Source organism: Capnocytophaga sp. oral taxon 326 str. F0382 (genome assembly GCF_000318295.1).
GTDB classification, from domain to species: Bacteria; Bacteroidota; Bacteroidia; order Flavobacteriales; family Flavobacteriaceae; genus Capnocytophaga; species Capnocytophaga periodontitidis.
Window position 1 is genome coordinate 155,819 of the sequence record NZ_KB291378.1, and the last position, 14,938, is coordinate 170,756.

Sequence of the window (14,938 nt, forward strand, 5' to 3'; positions counted from 1 at the left end):
TGTTAATTATTAATTGTCAATTGTTAATTAAAAATGTGGCATTATTTCAATCTTATAACATACATTTCAGTAGCCCTATGGCTACTTTCTGGTACGCTTATCTACAGCAAAAGCAAAAGCCTTAGAAACCTCAGTATTACAGCTCATTTAGTAGCCACCCTAACCATAGGAGGTTTTATCGTTGCCTTATGGCAAAACTTAGACCGTCCACCATTGCGCCCCCTTGCCGAAACGCGCGTTTGGTACGCATTCTTTATGGGGCTCATAGGCTGTGCTATCTATTGGCTTTATCGTCAAAAGTGGATGCTCAGTTATTCGGCTGTAATGGGGATTGTGTTTGTAGTACTTACCTACACCCACCCCGATACAATGAACAAAGCCCTAATGCCTGCCTTGCAGAGCGTGTGGTTCATCCCACACGTAATCGTGTATATATTTGCTTATGCAATGTTAGGAATGGCATCACTCACCGCTTTCTATGGCATTTATCGCTATAAAAAAGGACAAGAAGTACAATCAATTTTCATTGTTATCGATCAACTCGTAAAAATAGGTTATGTATTCCTCACCTTTGGATTGCTTTTTGGAGCCCTTTGGGCAAAAGAAGCTTGGGGACACTATTGGACGTGGGACCCTAAAGAAACTTGGGCATTTATCACTTGGCTCGGCTATTTGGTATATCTCCACCACAAGTACAATCACAAAGAAAAGAAACCATTCCAGAGTTTCCTTATTGTAGGAATCGCCTTTATACTGCTCCTTGTTTGCTGGTTTGGTGTAAACTACTTACCAACAGCACAAATGAGTGTACATACCTATTCTGGATAAATAATAAAAAAAGTCGCTAAGTACCTCACTAAGCGACTTTTTTTGTTTAATAGGAAAATTATTTATACTTTTGCCTACTGATTATTAAAATGGTATTAAGATGATTGAACAACCAGAAGTAAAGATAAAGCAAGCACGCGAAGTAAAAAGAGTTTCTCAAGACTTTGTTGCGGCTCAATTAGGAATTTCTACACGCGCTTATTCAAAAATTGAATCAGGAGAGACGCAACTTACCATTACGCGCCTCAACGAAATATGTGCTATTTTGCAAGTAGACCCGATGAAAGTTTTAGGTTTCGACGATAAAAAAGTGTTCAACATCAATAATAATTCTTCTGGCACTTGTAATGGAGAATATCATTTGAATCAAATTCCCGAAAAATTAATAGCTCAATACGAAGAAACTATAGCTTCCCTGAAAGAGCAAATAGTAATGCTCAAAGAGATGCTTAATAAATAATAAAAAAAAGCTGCCCTAAGGCAGCTTTTTATCGTTTTAGTTGAGTACCAACTTTTCAGTTTTATTATCTCCTTTTTTCAAAGTAATAGAAACTCTTTTAGTTTTACTACTATTGTTAAGTGTATAGTGTGCTGAAAAAGTAAAAGTATTGGTCTCATTATTAACACTTGTGAATTGCGTTCCTTTATCAAGATTGCTAACGGTAGCATTACCTGCATCATCAGAAACTACTTGGAAGGTAGCGTGAAATGTTTCGTCGCCCATCATATTCCAAGTATCTTGATCGTAAGCGTATACTCTCACTCCTTTTACAGGTTTACCTAAGAGGTCTACTAATTGAATAGTAGCAGAAGTCGCTTTGTCTTCATCCTTGTCTTTACTACACGCAAATGTGGTGATTGCTGTAAGTAACAATACTGTTGTGTACATTAAAAATTTCTTCATTGCTTTGTGGATTATTGGTTATTACTGTGATTGTGTATTTCAATAGTTGTGTTACCTGCATTCTGAGGTTGAGCTTGTTGAGGAGCATTCTCACGTTTTGCTTTGATTTTGATAGTTTCAGTGGTTACAATACCAGCTGTAATTCCACTAATCAAAAAATCAGCAAGGTTAGTACGAGTAACTACTTGACAGTTACCTGAAGAGGGTGTATTTACTTTAGTCCGTCCTATAGGAAGTAGTCCCCAAAAAAGCCATACTTGTTTACCTTTGGCATACACATAATCTTCGGTAGGGGTTTCGCGAAACTGCCCTACATCTGTTTTAGTGGTACGACAAGCACTTAACATTAGCAGTGCTGTACCAAGAATTAAAAATTTCTTCATTGGTTTATGAAAATTAATTGGTTACGAAATTGATTAGGGGAAAGAAACTGTAATTTCTCTGTTGTTTCTACTAAATTCAGCATCGTAAGAGCCTTCAGTAGGATAAAAAGCATAACCTTTGTTTTGTTTCCAGCTTACGGTATAAGTTTCTAATGCTACCTCAAAAGTTCTTGTCGTTTTTCCTTCCATTACAAAAGTACTATTTCCTACTTTTACAGTATATGGATTTTTAGAAGTGTTTTTAATGATAAGTGTTCCTTTTGCTTGATTATTACAGTTTTCAGTAGTGTTGAGGGTTACTTGAACCATATTGCTATAAGCATTAGTAGTAAAACTACCTGTTTTAGTATGACCACAAGGGGTAGTAGCAGTATAGCTAAAACTTTTGTTTTGTTCAAGTTCAAAAACTACATAACCTTTAACACTACCTATTGTGTTAGTGCTTTTTGTTTGTCCTTCAATAGTTATTTTTACATTGTTTAGGTATTCATTACTATCTCTTACAAAGAATTCAACGTTTACTTTTCTTGTTTGTGCTTGGCTTCCTGCAAGAGTAATAGTACTTTCTTTAGCAGTACCATCAATAGCGAGTTCTACTTCTTTGTAGTAAGGTGAAGAAGAAGTAACTACAAAAAATGTATATTTTTGATTGTTGTATGTAGGACGGAAGTCGCTGAAAGTAGCTATACCTTGTGCATTGGTAGTAGCATTTTTAGTAGAAGTTAAAAGATTTTCATTGCCATTACCCGTTTTAAGTCCATAACTGAGAGCTTGAAAAGTATAAGAATCAGTAGCATACACCTTTTTACCACTTACAGCAGTACCATTGCTTACTACTTTTATCTTTACAGTATAATCCTTTGCAGTGGCAGTAAGAGCAATGGTATTATCGCCTTCAGCAATTGTTTTTTCTACTTCAGTAGAAAGATATTCATTGTCTTTTTCTACAATGAAATACAGCTTTCTACCTATATATTCTGATACATCAATAGTAGCAGTTCCATTGCTTACAGTACCCTCTTTTACAGCTATGTAGCTTGATTTAAAAGTACTATTAGCTACGATTACTTTTACGCCATTAGTAACCCCTGATACAGTGATTTTTGCAGTAGCTTTTTTCGCAGCTGGTGCTGTACTATTAGAAGAGGTTTTAGTAAGGGTGCGTTTAGTAGTTTTACCATCTTCATCTTTTACTGAAACTATGATGTTATCCCCAGCTTTAGTAATATCTAAAAGTTCTTTCTTCCCTTGAACTACAAGATAAACCTTGCCATTTTCTACTGTATAATTAAAGGTACCTCGATTTTCAGTACAAGTATTGTCCTCATCGTCATACTGATTGGTGATAAGAGTAACTTGATTTTTGGTAAAAACAAAAGACCCTTTTTTAACACAATTCCATTCAGTTTGGTGGTTAGCATTGTTAGAGAACTTCACTCCGTCATACTCAAATTCTACGTGTGACCACGTTCCGTTGAGAAAATCGGGTGTAATAGCTGTTACAGTCTGACCAGTATTGCTGTTGCCATTACTGTTCCCAGTGCCATTACCACTGTTATTGCCGTTGTTGTCGCTCCCTCCATCGTCTTTGGAGCAACCGATAATCGTAAGTGCTATAAGTGAAAGCACAGTGAAAATTGTTGATAATCTTTTCATTATTTGAAATTTTATGAATTAAACGGGGCAAAAATACCACGGATAAAAAAGATATACAACACTAATTATTTCTTATTTTGAACTTATATTTCTTATTTTGAACTAAAGAGTGATGATTAAATAAATAGATTATCAGTATAATCAAATTTAGAAAAGTCTTAAGACTTGCCAAAATGTAGCGGCATAAATGCAATTTTGAGACTTTTTGAACAGATGAAAGGTTTTGTGACCAATATCATCAAAAAGATAGGTCAAGGTGACTTTGTAGACATCAACAAAGAACAGTATGAAACACATTTTTGATGTGTTTTAGGAATTAATTTTGATAATAAAAAGCTGCTGAGCATCTTGCTTAGTAGCTTTTTTTGTTTAATAGGAAAATTATCTGATACATTAAATGTCTAATGTCTAAAGACTGAATTATAACGTTTTTTAACGTGAAAAATAAAAAATAACAAAAATATAATATATACATAAAAATATTTTTATATTTTTGCAACAGAAATCTGCAAAAACTCCCAATTGAAAAGATTAAAAAGTATACAATCCATTATAAAAAAATATGATACACAGGGTAGTAGCCCCGTTTTGATAATGGCAAATGACCTGAACCAATGGGTGTGTAAGTATAGAGATGTAAACCAACTCTTTAATGAATTATTAGCTTATCAATTTGCTAAAATATGGCAAATAAATATACCAGAGGGGGCTTTTATAGAAATAGACTATGAGAAACATATAAAACCTCTTGAAGACAAACGAGGATTAGAACGAAGATTTTTTGAAAGGGAATGTTTTGGGTCGCTTTTTCTACAGAATGCAATTGAAGTTAATAAAACAATACTTACAGACAAAGATATTATTAGAAGGATTAAAAATAAAAATGATTTGCTCAAAATAGCCCTTTTTGATATTTGGCTATCCAATGAAGATAGAACCTTTAACAACTATAACTTGTTATTACAAGCAATAAAAGGAGGGTTCTCAATTTTGTACATTATTGATAATACAGAGATTTTCAATTCATCAATGGCATATGATCAATCAATGGAACTAATAACACAAGGAGACAGTGTGCTCAATTCTGATTTAGCTACATTTATATTTAAGAATGACACAGAAACAGTGCGAGAAATGAATGATTTATTGAAAGAGTTCCCTATATTTACAAAGAATTGTCAAGACAATTTACAATCTATATTAAATCAAGTTCCTCAAAAATGGCATATAGACTTACAAAGTCACAAAACTAAAATAGACATAATTTTCACAGAAGATTGGCTTAAAATTTGTGAACATACATTTAGAAAATATATACAAACATCAATAATTCATAAACCATAATGGAAACCTTATACTGTCCTATCTACTTATCAACAAATGCTCTATCATCAGATAGATTCAGCGTTGGGCTCATTATGGCAAATAATGACACTTTGTTTTTCAACTATTCCGATGAGAAACTAACAAAAGTTAAACACTTATTCACTAATGAAGCATTTCTTATCGTAAAACAATATCTAAAATCACTATATAAAAGTTTTAATACCGATGAGTCAGACACTTTATTTGCCAGAAAAGAAATGTTAAATAATTGGGTAAATAAACAATACCTATCCTATTTAGGAAAATACTCAAATAATCTCATACAATTTGGAGAGACAACAATTGTCGATATAGAACTTAATGAAGACATCTTTAAAAAATTCTTTGAAATGTATGTATTTCGTTATCCTGTATTGATAGATAAAGAAAAGGATATAGATATATTGAAAAAACCACAAACTATATCTTTTTATGAGGAAGTATCAGAAAGGGTCAATATAGATAGAGAAATTACCAATAAAGATTTAAATACCCTTCTAATTCCTACAAAAGTTGGGTTTATAGGTAAAAATGAAGTCCCCACAGCGGGAGATATACTTAACCTAAAAAGAAACATTCAAACTATAAGTAACAATATAAATAGTTTTATATCTCTAACGAAAGCATTAAACGATAATCAAAATAAGAAAGGGAAATACTATCTTATAGGCGAAGAACCTGACAAAAAACTAAAAGAAAATCATCATCTTTGGAATAACCTGCGTAATACCAAAATAATAGATTATGTAGAACTTCAAGATATAGGAGAAATAACTAGTTATTTTACACAACACCAGGTAACGCCTTTTTTTGCCGACTGATAATCTATCAAAATAGATTTTTCGTCAAAAATATCCTATTTTTTATCCTTTAAAACTGAGATAATTATTCTTTGAAGCTGTTGGCAATAAGTAGCTGATGGAACAAACAATTTGTTTAATAGGAAAATTATTTATACTTTTGCGCTTGTAAATAACACTTAAATTTTTCAACAATGGGAAAAAAGATTACCCCAGAAAACAATTGTGCCAATATGCAAAATCCAAACAAAGGAAGTGATGGCACAAATAAACAATTTGACAAAGCCCAAGGGAATAGAGGCAAACAAATGAATCCTAATAGAAAAAAACAATCTTGATTTTGTTCCCTAAGGTTAGAAACGATTAAAAAATCCCGATTCTAATTTACTAATGCTAATTTTCTAAAAACCAATACAAGGTTAATTCTTAAAAGCAAAAGTAAATATACAAAAAAAGCTGTCTTTTTAGATAGCTTTTTTTGTATATTAAAACAGCGATAACTGTCCGGAGAAGAGTTTTTTGTGTTTGTTATGGCTGTTGGCAATGAGCAAATGGCGGAGTTTTGTGGGCTCCATAGTGCCTGCCAATGGGGTTGCCCCGCTGCAAGTGATGAAGTATTTGGCTCGGCTGAGGGTTACTCCTATCTGTTTGAGACTGTAATAGGTGAGTTTTTGGAAGGTACGTGCTGTGAGTATCTTCTGCACTGAGCGTACGCCTACCCCTGGAATGCGCAAAAGCATCTCACGAGGTGCGGTGTTTACATCTACCGGAAAGAGGTGTGGGTGGCGCAATGCCCAAGCGAGTTTGGGGTCTATTTCTAAATCGAGAAAGGGCTGACGTGTATCTAAAATCTCATCGGGGGCAAAGCCGTAGTAACGCATTAACCAATCAGCTTGATAGAGACGATTTTCACGCACTATAGGCACCTGAGAGTGAATAGACGGCAATCGGCTGTCTTGCAATACCGGTACATATCCCGAATAGTACACCCGCTTCATCTCTAACTTCTCATACATATAACTGGCGACTTTTATTATCTTCTGGTCAGTTTCATTAGTAGCGCCTATAATCATTTGGGTAGTTTGTCCGGCGGGGGCGAATTTTGGCGTATGCTTGAATTTCTTCTTTTCAATAGAGTGAATAGCCAATTCATTTTTCAGCTGCTGCATTGGGGTGATCATCTGCTGATGATCTTTTTCGGGTGCAAGCAACTTGAGTCCTTCTTTGGTGGGGATTTCGAGGTTGATAGAAAGGCGGTCGGCATAGAGTCCTGCCTCGTGAACGAGGGCTTCACTCGCCCCTGGAATCGTTTTTAGGTGGATATAGCCATTGAAACGCTCTTCTAAACGCAACTTTTTAGCCACGTGCACCAATCGTTCCATTGTAGTATCGGGGTCTTTGAACACTCCCGAACTGAGGAACAAGCCCTCTATATAATTTCGGCGGTAAAAGTTGATAGTGAGGTCTACCACCTCTTGCACGCTAAAAGCAGCGCGCTGTATGTCGTTGCTGCGTCGCGATACGCAGTACACACAATCGTAAATACAATGGTTGGTAAGCAGTATTTTGAGCAGAGAAATACACCTGCCGTCCTCGGTAAACGAGTGGCAGATACCAAAATTGGCTGCGTTGCCCAATTCACCTTTCACTGCCTTGCGCGAGCTTCCGCTACTGGAGCAGGACACATCGTATTTGGCAGCATCGGCGAGGATCGCTAATTTTTCTTTAATGCGCTCAAAGTCCATTGTTAGAGGTTAGGGGATAGGGGTTAGGAAATAGGGGATAGGGGGTTCCACTGTTCGGGGTATTTTGGATTGATATCCTTGTAAAAATCGTAAATTTCCTGCATAATACTCTCTTGAGAGCGCGTTTGCAGGTCGGTAAGGGAGATGGTTTTGCCTATGTAGATTGTTTTTTTCTTAAAATCGCCAGCCCCCAAAACTACAGGCACTTGGGCAGAAAGGGCGATATGGTAGAAGCCCATACGCCATTTGTTTACGCGAGAGCGCGTACCTTCGGGGGTTACCACCAAGCTAAAATCTTCTTCTTTAAAGCGTTGGGTGATAAACTCGATGAGGTGGTTGTGCTGAGAGCGGTTGATGCCTATGCCGCCCAATTTGCGTACGATCCAGCCGTACCACGCTTTGGTGTGGGCATCTTTGATAATGAGTTTGATAGGTTTTTCAAACTTCCAATACGCCAAAATACCGAGAACGAATTCCCAATTGGTAGTATGAGGCGCTACTACCAACACACAGCGATTGAGGTTTTTTAGATCGCCCTGTAGTTCTATTTTCCAGCCCATCACCCATAAGGCGAAAGAGCCAATCCATTTTTTAATCATAAACTGTCAATTTGTTGATTTGTCAATTTGTCAATTCTGAGGTAAGAAGTTAAGAATGTTACAAAAAATAACAAACCAGAGATAATGGTTAAGAAATGCATTTTGTTGTTGAGATATTCCATTAAGCAATAGCCAGAAAAGCACAATGAAAGACACATCATTACGATAAGAACGATTTTTCTGCTGTTCATAACCTTGATTGTTTTAAATATTTACGGCAAAAGTACAAATAATTAGGAAATTGACAAATTTGCAGAAGAGTTAGCGAAAAAGTTGCTTTTATGTCGCTACACTTTGCTAAAATAGAAAGACTTTGATAAAGTCTATAATCAAAGCAAGCTAACGCTCTTTTTCTTTATAGTTGGAAAAGATTACTTATTTTTCTTTTTTAAATTATCATAGAGAATTATGATGAGATGGATTGACAATACCAAAAAGAAAATAGGATCTAATACCTTGCTTGCAATAGCTTCATTAGGTAATTTAAGTAACACAAAAGGGAAGAGTATTACAACTAATATTAATAATACTTTTTGTAGTTTATTCTTCATTGCAAATATTATTTTAGTATTGTTCTTCAATGGAGATAGCTAAAAGTAAATACACAAAAGCTCTAAAAATCATACTTAATCAATCTTTTAAAAAAGGGTTTTTATAAGTTGATGTATTAAAAACAAATGAGTCTGGCAAGGAGAATGATTAGCATTATAAAACAACAAGTAATGATATAATATTGACTATTATAGCGTTTTGTAATAAATTGTCGCAAGCATTCTAAAATAAAAATAGTAAGTAAAGAAAATGCTAAGTGTTTAGGGAGTATTTCATACCACTCAAAACTCCTAAGAGTAGCACTTAAATAAGCACTAGTAAGACCGAAGTAACCAAAGAAGAAAAGCCTATTTTTAACAAACTGAAATATGTTGCGTAAGATGTTGTTACTTTGGTAAGATGCTGGTTCTAAAATAGGGAGAATTAAATACATCCCAATGAGTACGATGAAATTAGGTAAGTAGGCTTCCATAAAATCATCAGTTCTATAGTTGCGTAATATGGCTGTTATGTAACCAACTCCTACTATTGCATAGAGCGATCCGAATAATGTTTTCTTTGTCATAATATATTTTTTTAATATTTTATTTCACACGTACGCGTGATGAGGCTACTAACGAAGCTAAAACACCTAATATTACTATTGTTGCAAAAACAATTACTATATTTAGCGCTGTAATAGCAACGGGGTAGGGGAGGGTAGGACTTATCTTCACAAACTCAAAACGTTGTTGTAATAGCACAATTATCGCTCCTAATACAATCCCTAATACGGCACCTAATACCGATGCCATTGTGCCTTGCCAGAAGAATATCTGTCGCATTTGTTTTTCGTTCATACCAAGGGCGTAGAGGGTTTGCAAATCTTCCTTTTTATCCAAAATCATCATAATAATTGCCCCTACAAGATTGAAAAGTGCAATGATAAGCACCAAAATAAAGATGAGATATACCGCTATATTTTCGGTGTTGAGCATACGGTAAAGCGCATCGTTTAGTTGTACGCGGGTTTTTACAATTATGGGCTCGTGAAAGAGCTGTGTGAGCTGCGTAATTACTTCTTTTTCATTGGCATTAGGGGCTAATTTCACTTCTATAGCCGATACTTGATTTTTGTTTGCTCCCAACAAAAACTGCGCCTCATCTAAGGGCGAAAATACGTATTTCTTATCTAAATCTTCTGTAAGTTGATAGATGCCTTGCACTACCGAAAAGGCTTGTCGGTAAGGCATAGGGTCGTTTAGGATACTACCTTTACCAGCTTTGGGGACGACTATTTGCAAGGGAGAAGAGCCATCGGCGAGGTTCAAGCCTAAGTTATTGAAGATGGTGCCTCCCACAATTACACTGGGGGGAGTGAGATCCCAGTTGCCTAATACGAGGATGCTGTCCACTGCATTTACCAATGGATACTCAGTATCTACCCCTTTGATATAGGCGATATGGTTCTTTTGGTTATGAGTGAGGAATACCTGTTCTTCTAATACTTTAGTGAAGTGAGCAACCGAGGAGAGTTGGCGTAAGTTTAGAGTGTCTTGTTTGGTAATCGATAGGTATTTGCCTGTTTTTGGGAATATTTTCAGGTCGGGGTCGAAGGTAGAGGTGAAAGAGAGGGTAAATTCTTTGAGACCGGCAAATCCTGCAAGCACGATAAATAGGGCAGCACCGCCCAGCACCACTACAAAGGCAGTAACCCTATTGATGATGTTGATAACGTTCTGTGAACTTTTGGCGAACATATAACGCCTTGCTATGTAGAGAATGGGAGACATTTTTTTAGGTAACAGGTAACAAGTAATAGGTAAAGCCAGCGAGGGTTCACAGCTGGGGTGTGAGTAATAATTGGGGCAAAGGTAGAAATAATTTGCTAATTGGCAAATAGCTAAATCAACTCATTTTTTGTGTTTTAATAATTTAGTTGTGTTCTTTTCTAATGCTTTTAAACTCTCTAAGTATGATTCTTCAATAGGAGAAAGAGTTCTGGCTTCATAAGCGCGGTATTCTTGAGTTGCTTTTTTCTCGGCTTCGTCGTGACTAATAGTGCCTGCTCCTTGTAATACACCTTTGCCATAATTGGCTGAAAATTTATCTAGTTCTTCAATCCAATCCTGCATATACATAGGGTTTTGTGTTTGAGCTTTAAGTTCTGCTAAGTCAAAAAAAGCTGAAACAAGACGGTTTAGGCGGAATAATTCTTCTTCGGTGAGATAGTTTTTAGCAATTTTAGCTTCATTTAAGGTGGGTAAAGCGCCTTTGAAAGTAGTGAGTCCCATAAAGTCTTTGGTGCTATCAGCTCTGTGATAAATAAGTTCAGCTGATGTTTGCTGACTGCTAGCGTAATGTAGTTTGTTTTGTACTATTTTGAAGAAAGTGAGGGTTGTTTCACTTTTAGGGTCGTAATCTCTGCTGGTAGCATACAAATCGAGTACTTGGCGGTATAGAGCTTTTTCACTTGAACGAATATCGCGGATTCTATTGAGTAGTTCTTTCCAATAATCACCTCCTCCGTTGCCTTTGAGGCGCTCATCGTCCATTGTAAAGCCTTTTACGATATATTCTTTTAGTCGTTGTGTTGCCCATTGGCGAAAGCGCGTTCCTTGTACAGACCTAACACGATAGCCAACTGAAATAATAACATCTAAATTGTAATGTTTTACTTCTCTTTCTTGAGTTTTTCCTTCTATAGCACCGTGTTGAGTGGTTTGTCGGAAATTCCGACATACCTCTTTTTCATCTAATTCACCTTCCTCAAAAATATGAGAAATATGTTCAGTGATTGTAGTACGTCCTTTACCAAACAATACCGACATCTGTTCCTGCGTGAGCCATACCGTATCCCCTTCAACCCTTACATTGAGTTGGGCTGAACCATCTTCACGCTGATAAAGTATGATTTCTCCTTTTTGTATTTCCATTTTTTAGTTTAGGTAATTAATTAAACTCTGAAATATTCCATTACTGCCTTGTATTCATCTTGATTGTATAACAAAAATCTATTTGAGTGCGGTGGTAGATACCGCCCTTCAATTGAGATGTTTGTTCTTGTAATAAGCGTTCTAAAAGCATATTATTCATAATATGTCAATACACGAGTCTCTATTCTAAAAGGTTTTTTTATTCCTTCATAGTCAGTTAAATATATAATGCGCTTTGTCCAATTCTTATGTGTGTCAAAAGAAATGTATTGGTATTGTGTGGTCTCTATCAAATCACCATCTTCATAGAGTATTTCTTTTTCTAAATGGCCCTCTTTGTTATAAGTGTATTTAGTAATCCGCTGTCCTCCTGATAAATTAGCGACAATCAATCTTCTTGAAGAGTCATATTTCAGACTAACGCTATAATCGATATCTTGCTTGCATTCCCCCACTCCTATAGATCTTTTCTCGATAGGGTCTCCTTGTGCATTGTATTTGTAAGTATCAATACAACAGAGGTCTCCTATATATATTTTTTCAATATATTTCCCTTGTGTATAACTATACTCCGAAGCGAGCGTTAACATTCCACCATTATTAGACTCTTGTTTTTTTAATTTCCTACCTTTTTCGTCGTAGAGGTATTTTTCTAAAGAAATAATATTAGCTATTTCTTTAAAAGTTAGTAGGTTACCATCTTTGTTGTAGAAAGCCTCCTCTTTTGAGGAATTGTTTTTAGAATTGTTATCAAGCACTACTTTTCCATTTTTATAAATAACCTTATAGTAGGTAGTAACTGTTGTTTTTACCTTTCCTTTTAAATTTTCTTCTTGAAGATCAGTTCTCATTTTCTGTCCGAAAACAGTAAAAGGCACTAAAAATAAGCAAAATAGAAGTGTTCTCATAGTAATCTCTTGATTTTGATAGCTGTTTCTAACTGATATATGTAAAAAGGCTTCTTTTCCTTTCCTAAGCCCAAAAACTTTATAAACCAAAGGTATGGAACCTTTGATTCACTATAAAAATAATCATCAAAAGGGAAGTCGCTGATGTCTACCTCAAAAGCCTCACTGAACGCGACCAACAAATCCTCAGCATCATCACCCTCAATATGCAGCTCTTTATTAAGGGCAGTTTGTGAAGAAAAAGCTTCTTTCCCTACAAACTTTTCAATGAGTTGTTGCAATTCCTCTCTCATAGTTTCTCTCAAGGATTATGTCATTTTTCTCTTGTAGAGCAAAGCTCTGTTCTCAATAGGGTTTTCTTCTTCTTTGAGTGATTGTTCAATACCCTCGATATATTGCAATGAGTCATCTATATAGAAGAATAATTCCGGCATACGGCGGAACTGGTTTTTGGTGATTTGTGAGAGTTCGTGTTTGATGAGGGGAGCGTTTGAAGTTACCCCTTTGAGCACCTCGGCAGCCTTTGCTTCAGGGAATACGCTGAGGTACACTTTTGCCACCGATAAATCTACAGTTACATTTACTTTAGTTACCGAAACGAGTAAATTTTGTTGCCCAGCATCGCGTATGGATTGCTGCAACACTTTGGCTAATTCTTCTTGAATAATGCCTGCTATTTTCTTTTGTCTGTTATTTTCCATTGTATAATTGATTAAATAAGTAGTGCAAAGGTAGTAATATTTTGTCAATTAGCTAATTTGTGGAGCTCTTACACCTTCGCCGAAACTCACTTCGCTTTTGTAGATACGCATTTCGTCGTATAAACCTGCATTGATAAATTGTTGCAGGGTGTATGCACCTCCTTCTACTATAAGGCTTTGGATATTGCGCTGGTAGAGCAGGTCACAGATTTGTTGAGGTACATTGTGGGTGAGGTCGATGCCTATTACTTCTGTTTGTAGTCCATAGCTTTTATCACTTACATTTTCCTTGTTAGTTATGAAAAGTGTTGGCTGTTGGTTGTTCCACACTTTAAACTCTTTAGGAGAGCGCAAGTGAGGGTCGATAATTACCCGTAGCGGATTTTTGCCATACCAATCGCGAGTGTCGAGCGAAGGATTGTCGGCTAATACAGTGCCTACGCCTACTAATATAGCTTGTTCTTCACTGCGCATTTTGTGTACTTCTTGGCGTGTATAAGCATCGGTAATCCACACAGGAGCAAGTGTATCTTTGAGAGCAGGAGCGATAAAGCCATCGGCAGTTTCTGCCCATTTGAGGAAGATATAAGGGCGTTTTTTCTCGTGAAAGGTAAAAAAGCGTTTGTTGAGTTCCCTACATTCTTTTTCCATTACCCCCACTGTTACTTCACAGCCCGCAGCCCGCAGTTTTTCAATACCACGACCATCGACTTTAGCAAAGGGGTCGATTGTGCCAATCACCACGCGGGGAATGCGGTGTGCGATAATCAAATCGGCGCAAGGGGGTGTTTTGCCATAATGACTGCAAGGCTCTAAACTCACATAGAGCGTACTTTCAGACAGTAGCGACTTGTCTTTCACTGAGGCTATAGCACGTACTTCGGCGTGAGGCTCACCTGCTTTTTGGTGCCAGCCTTCACCGATGATTTTCCCTTCGTGCACTATCACACAACCTACCAGAGGATTAGGATATGTAGTGCCAAGTCCATTATAAGCTAATTGTATACAGCGTTTTATCATAGATGTTAGGGGATAGGATTTAGGGAATAGGGTTTAGAGTTTAAGGATTAGATGTTTTTGCAAAGAGTTAATCATTTTTCCAATTTCTTGAATAAGAGAAATAGATTTTTCAATATCTGAATTATTGAGATAATGAATCTTAGTGCATAGTAATAATTGTGTTTCTAATTCAGCTTTTGACCCTTTGGCTATTGATAAGAAATGAATATATTCTTTTGTTGAGTTTCTTTCATATCCTTCAGCAATATTACTAGGAATAGATATAACAGCACGTCTTATTTGGTCACTTAAAGCAAAAAGTTCCTCTTTAGGAAGTTTTTTTACTAATCGGTATACCTCCTCTGCTAACTCCATAGATCTTTGCCAAACAATCAAATCTTTGTAATCTTCTATTTTTTGGTTGCTTCTATTGTCCATAACTTCTTATTTAACGTGAGTTCGACGTAAGTAATTATTAAACAATCTGCAAAATGTTTTAAATCTCTCATGAATTTCACGAATTTTCACGAATTTAGAATTGTATAAAACTCTTTGTTTTGTATTATCTCACGAATTTTCACCT

The 14,938-nt window shown here is 36.1% G+C and carries 18 protein-coding genes; 5 read left to right on the forward strand and 13 right to left on the reverse strand.

Going from position 1 to position 14,938, the window contains the following annotated elements:
* The first annotated feature begins 33 nt into the window (after nucleotides 1–33).
* Entirely contained in the window at nucleotides 34–828 is a 795-nt protein-coding gene (gene ccsA / locus HMPREF9073_RS03125; protein WP_009412533.1) for a cytochrome c biogenesis protein CcsA, read from the forward strand.
* Between the two features lie 100 nt (nucleotides 829–928).
* Nucleotides 929–1,288: a helix-turn-helix domain-containing protein gene (locus HMPREF9073_RS03130; protein ID WP_009412534.1), complete on the forward strand. Its 360-nt coding sequence runs from the start codon at nucleotides 929–931 to the stop codon at nucleotides 1,286–1,288.
* Nucleotides 1,289–1,324: 36 nt separating this feature from the next.
* On the opposite strand, the gene HMPREF9073_RS03135 is transcribed toward HMPREF9073_RS03130, so the two are convergent.
* From HMPREF9073_RS03135 to HMPREF9073_RS03145, 3 genes are read right to left on the reverse strand one after another with little or no spacing between them, the layout of a single operon-like run.
* Nucleotides 1,325–1,732, reverse strand: a complete 408-nt coding sequence (locus HMPREF9073_RS03135) for a hypothetical protein (protein ID WP_009412535.1) — start codon at nucleotides 1,730–1,732, stop codon at nucleotides 1,325–1,327.
* A gap of 11 nt (nucleotides 1,733–1,743) precedes the next feature.
* A complete protein-coding gene (locus tag HMPREF9073_RS03140; RefSeq protein ID WP_009412536.1) occupies nucleotides 1,744–2,115 on the reverse strand; it encodes a hypothetical protein in 372 nt (123 codons plus the stop codon).
* A 33-nt stretch (nucleotides 2,116–2,148) separates the two neighbouring features.
* A complete protein-coding gene (locus tag HMPREF9073_RS03145) occupies nucleotides 2,149–3,771 on the reverse strand; it encodes a lipocalin family protein (RefSeq protein ID WP_009412537.1) in 1,623 nt (540 codons plus the stop codon).
* 522 nt (nucleotides 3,772–4,293) lie between these two features.
* Between HMPREF9073_RS03145 and HMPREF9073_RS03150 the strand changes: the two genes are divergently transcribed.
* The 3 genes from HMPREF9073_RS03150 (at nucleotide 4,294) to HMPREF9073_RS15870 (ending at nucleotide 6,274) form a co-directional block, all read left to right on the forward strand.
* Nucleotides 4,294–5,115, forward strand: a complete 822-nt coding sequence (locus HMPREF9073_RS03150) for a HipA family kinase (protein ID WP_034555229.1) — start codon at nucleotides 4,294–4,296, stop codon at nucleotides 5,113–5,115.
* A complete protein-coding gene (locus HMPREF9073_RS03155; protein WP_009412539.1) occupies nucleotides 5,115–5,957 on the forward strand; it encodes a hypothetical protein in 843 nt (280 codons plus the stop codon). The genes HMPREF9073_RS03150 and HMPREF9073_RS03155 overlap by 1 nt, the downstream gene beginning before the upstream one ends.
* A 173-nt stretch (nucleotides 5,958–6,130) precedes the next feature.
* Nucleotides 6,131–6,274 carry a hypothetical protein gene (locus HMPREF9073_RS15870; protein ID WP_009412540.1) on the forward strand — a complete coding sequence of 48 codons (144 nt, stop codon included), beginning with the start codon at nucleotides 6,131–6,133 and terminating at the stop codon, nucleotides 6,272–6,274.
* Nucleotides 6,275–6,421: 147 nt separating this feature from the next.
* Here HMPREF9073_RS15870 and HMPREF9073_RS03160 read toward each other — a convergent pair whose 3' ends face one another.
* From HMPREF9073_RS03160 to HMPREF9073_RS03210, 10 genes are all read right to left on the reverse strand, one after another.
* Nucleotides 6,422–7,681, reverse strand: a complete 1,260-nt coding sequence (locus tag HMPREF9073_RS03160; RefSeq protein WP_009412541.1) for a putative DNA modification/repair radical SAM protein — start codon at nucleotides 7,679–7,681, stop codon at nucleotides 6,422–6,424.
* Between the two features lie 23 nt (nucleotides 7,682–7,704).
* Nucleotides 7,705–8,277, reverse strand: coding sequence for a 1-acyl-sn-glycerol-3-phosphate acyltransferase (locus tag HMPREF9073_RS03165; RefSeq protein ID WP_198005887.1), 573 nt, complete (start codon nucleotides 8,275–8,277; stop codon nucleotides 7,705–7,707).
* A 670-nt stretch (nucleotides 8,278–8,947) separates the two neighbouring features.
* Entirely contained in the window at nucleotides 8,948–9,397 is a 450-nt protein-coding gene (locus HMPREF9073_RS03175) for a hypothetical protein (protein WP_009412544.1), read from the reverse strand.
* Nucleotides 9,398–9,416: 19 nt separating this feature from the next.
* Complete coding sequence (locus HMPREF9073_RS03180) at nucleotides 9,417–10,571, reverse strand: ABC transporter permease (protein ID WP_009412545.1); 1,155 nt, start codon at nucleotides 10,569–10,571, stop codon at nucleotides 9,417–9,419.
* A 153-nt stretch (nucleotides 10,572–10,724) separates the two neighbouring features.
* On the reverse strand, nucleotides 10,725–11,747 hold the full coding sequence (locus HMPREF9073_RS03185; protein ID WP_009412546.1) for a virulence RhuM family protein: 1,023 nt from the start codon (nucleotides 11,745–11,747) through the stop codon (nucleotides 10,725–10,727).
* 152 nt (nucleotides 11,748–11,899) lie between these two features.
* Entirely contained in the window at nucleotides 11,900–12,655 is a 756-nt protein-coding gene (locus HMPREF9073_RS03190) for a hypothetical protein (protein ID WP_009412547.1), read from the reverse strand.
* Entirely contained in the window at nucleotides 12,652–12,948 is a 297-nt protein-coding gene (locus tag HMPREF9073_RS03195) for a DUF1493 family protein (protein WP_009412548.1), read from the reverse strand. The genes HMPREF9073_RS03190 and HMPREF9073_RS03195 overlap by 4 nt, the downstream gene beginning before the upstream one ends.
* 15 nt (nucleotides 12,949–12,963) lie before the next feature.
* Nucleotides 12,964–13,356: a 30S ribosome-binding factor RbfA gene (gene rbfA, locus HMPREF9073_RS03200; protein ID WP_009412549.1), complete on the reverse strand. Its 393-nt coding sequence runs from the start codon at nucleotides 13,354–13,356 to the stop codon at nucleotides 12,964–12,966.
* 48 nt (nucleotides 13,357–13,404) lie between these two features.
* Entirely contained in the window at nucleotides 13,405–14,376 is a 972-nt protein-coding gene (gene ribD / locus HMPREF9073_RS03205; protein WP_009412550.1) for a bifunctional diaminohydroxyphosphoribosylaminopyrimidine deaminase/5-amino-6-(5-phosphoribosylamino)uracil reductase RibD, read from the reverse strand.
* Nucleotides 14,377–14,409: 33 nt separating this feature from the next.
* On the reverse strand, nucleotides 14,410–14,793 hold the full coding sequence (locus HMPREF9073_RS03210) for a four helix bundle protein (protein ID WP_009412551.1): 384 nt from the start codon (nucleotides 14,791–14,793) through the stop codon (nucleotides 14,410–14,412).
* Nucleotides 14,794–14,938: the final 145 nt, after the last annotated feature.

Coding starts and splice junctions, on each gene's coding strand:
- ccsA (WP_009412533.1), top strand. CDS start 34: ATGTGGCATTATTTCAATCTTATAACATACATTTCAGTAGCCCTATGG.
- HMPREF9073_RS03130 (WP_009412534.1), top strand. CDS start 929: ATGATTGAACAACCAGAAGTAAAGATAAAGCAAGCACGCGAAGTAAAA.
- HMPREF9073_RS03135 (WP_009412535.1), bottom strand. CDS start 1,732: ATGAAGAAATTTTTAATGTACACAACAGTATTGTTACTTACAGCAATC.
- HMPREF9073_RS03140 (WP_009412536.1), bottom strand. CDS start 2,115: ATGAAGAAATTTTTAATTCTTGGTACAGCACTGCTAATGTTAAGTGCT.
- HMPREF9073_RS03145 (WP_009412537.1), bottom strand. CDS start 3,771: ATGAAAAGATTATCAACAATTTTCACTGTGCTTTCACTTATAGCACTT.
- HMPREF9073_RS03155 (WP_009412539.1), top strand. CDS start 5,115: ATGGAAACCTTATACTGTCCTATCTACTTATCAACAAATGCTCTATCA.
- HMPREF9073_RS15870 (WP_009412540.1), top strand. CDS start 6,131: ATGGGAAAAAAGATTACCCCAGAAAACAATTGTGCCAATATGCAAAAT.
- HMPREF9073_RS03160 (WP_009412541.1), bottom strand. CDS start 7,681: ATGGACTTTGAGCGCATTAAAGAAAAATTAGCGATCCTCGCCGATGCT.
- HMPREF9073_RS03175 (WP_009412544.1), bottom strand. CDS start 9,397: ATGACAAAGAAAACATTATTCGGATCGCTCTATGCAATAGTAGGAGTT.
- HMPREF9073_RS03180 (WP_009412545.1), bottom strand. CDS start 10,571: ATGTTCGCCAAAAGTTCACAGAACGTTATCAACATCATCAATAGGGTT.
- HMPREF9073_RS03185 (WP_009412546.1), bottom strand. CDS start 11,747: ATGGAAATACAAAAAGGAGAAATCATACTTTATCAGCGTGAAGATGGT.
- HMPREF9073_RS03190 (WP_009412547.1), bottom strand. CDS start 12,655: ATGAGAACACTTCTATTTTGCTTATTTTTAGTGCCTTTTACTGTTTTC.
- HMPREF9073_RS03195 (WP_009412548.1), bottom strand. CDS start 12,948: ATGAGAGAGGAATTGCAACAACTCATTGAAAAGTTTGTAGGGAAAGAA.
- rbfA (WP_009412549.1), bottom strand. CDS start 13,356: ATGGAAAATAACAGACAAAAGAAAATAGCAGGCATTATTCAAGAAGAA.
- ribD (WP_009412550.1), bottom strand. CDS start 14,376: ATGATAAAACGCTGTATACAATTAGCTTATAATGGACTTGGCACTACA.
- HMPREF9073_RS03210 (WP_009412551.1), bottom strand. CDS start 14,793: ATGGACAATAGAAGCAACCAAAAAATAGAAGATTACAAAGATTTGATT.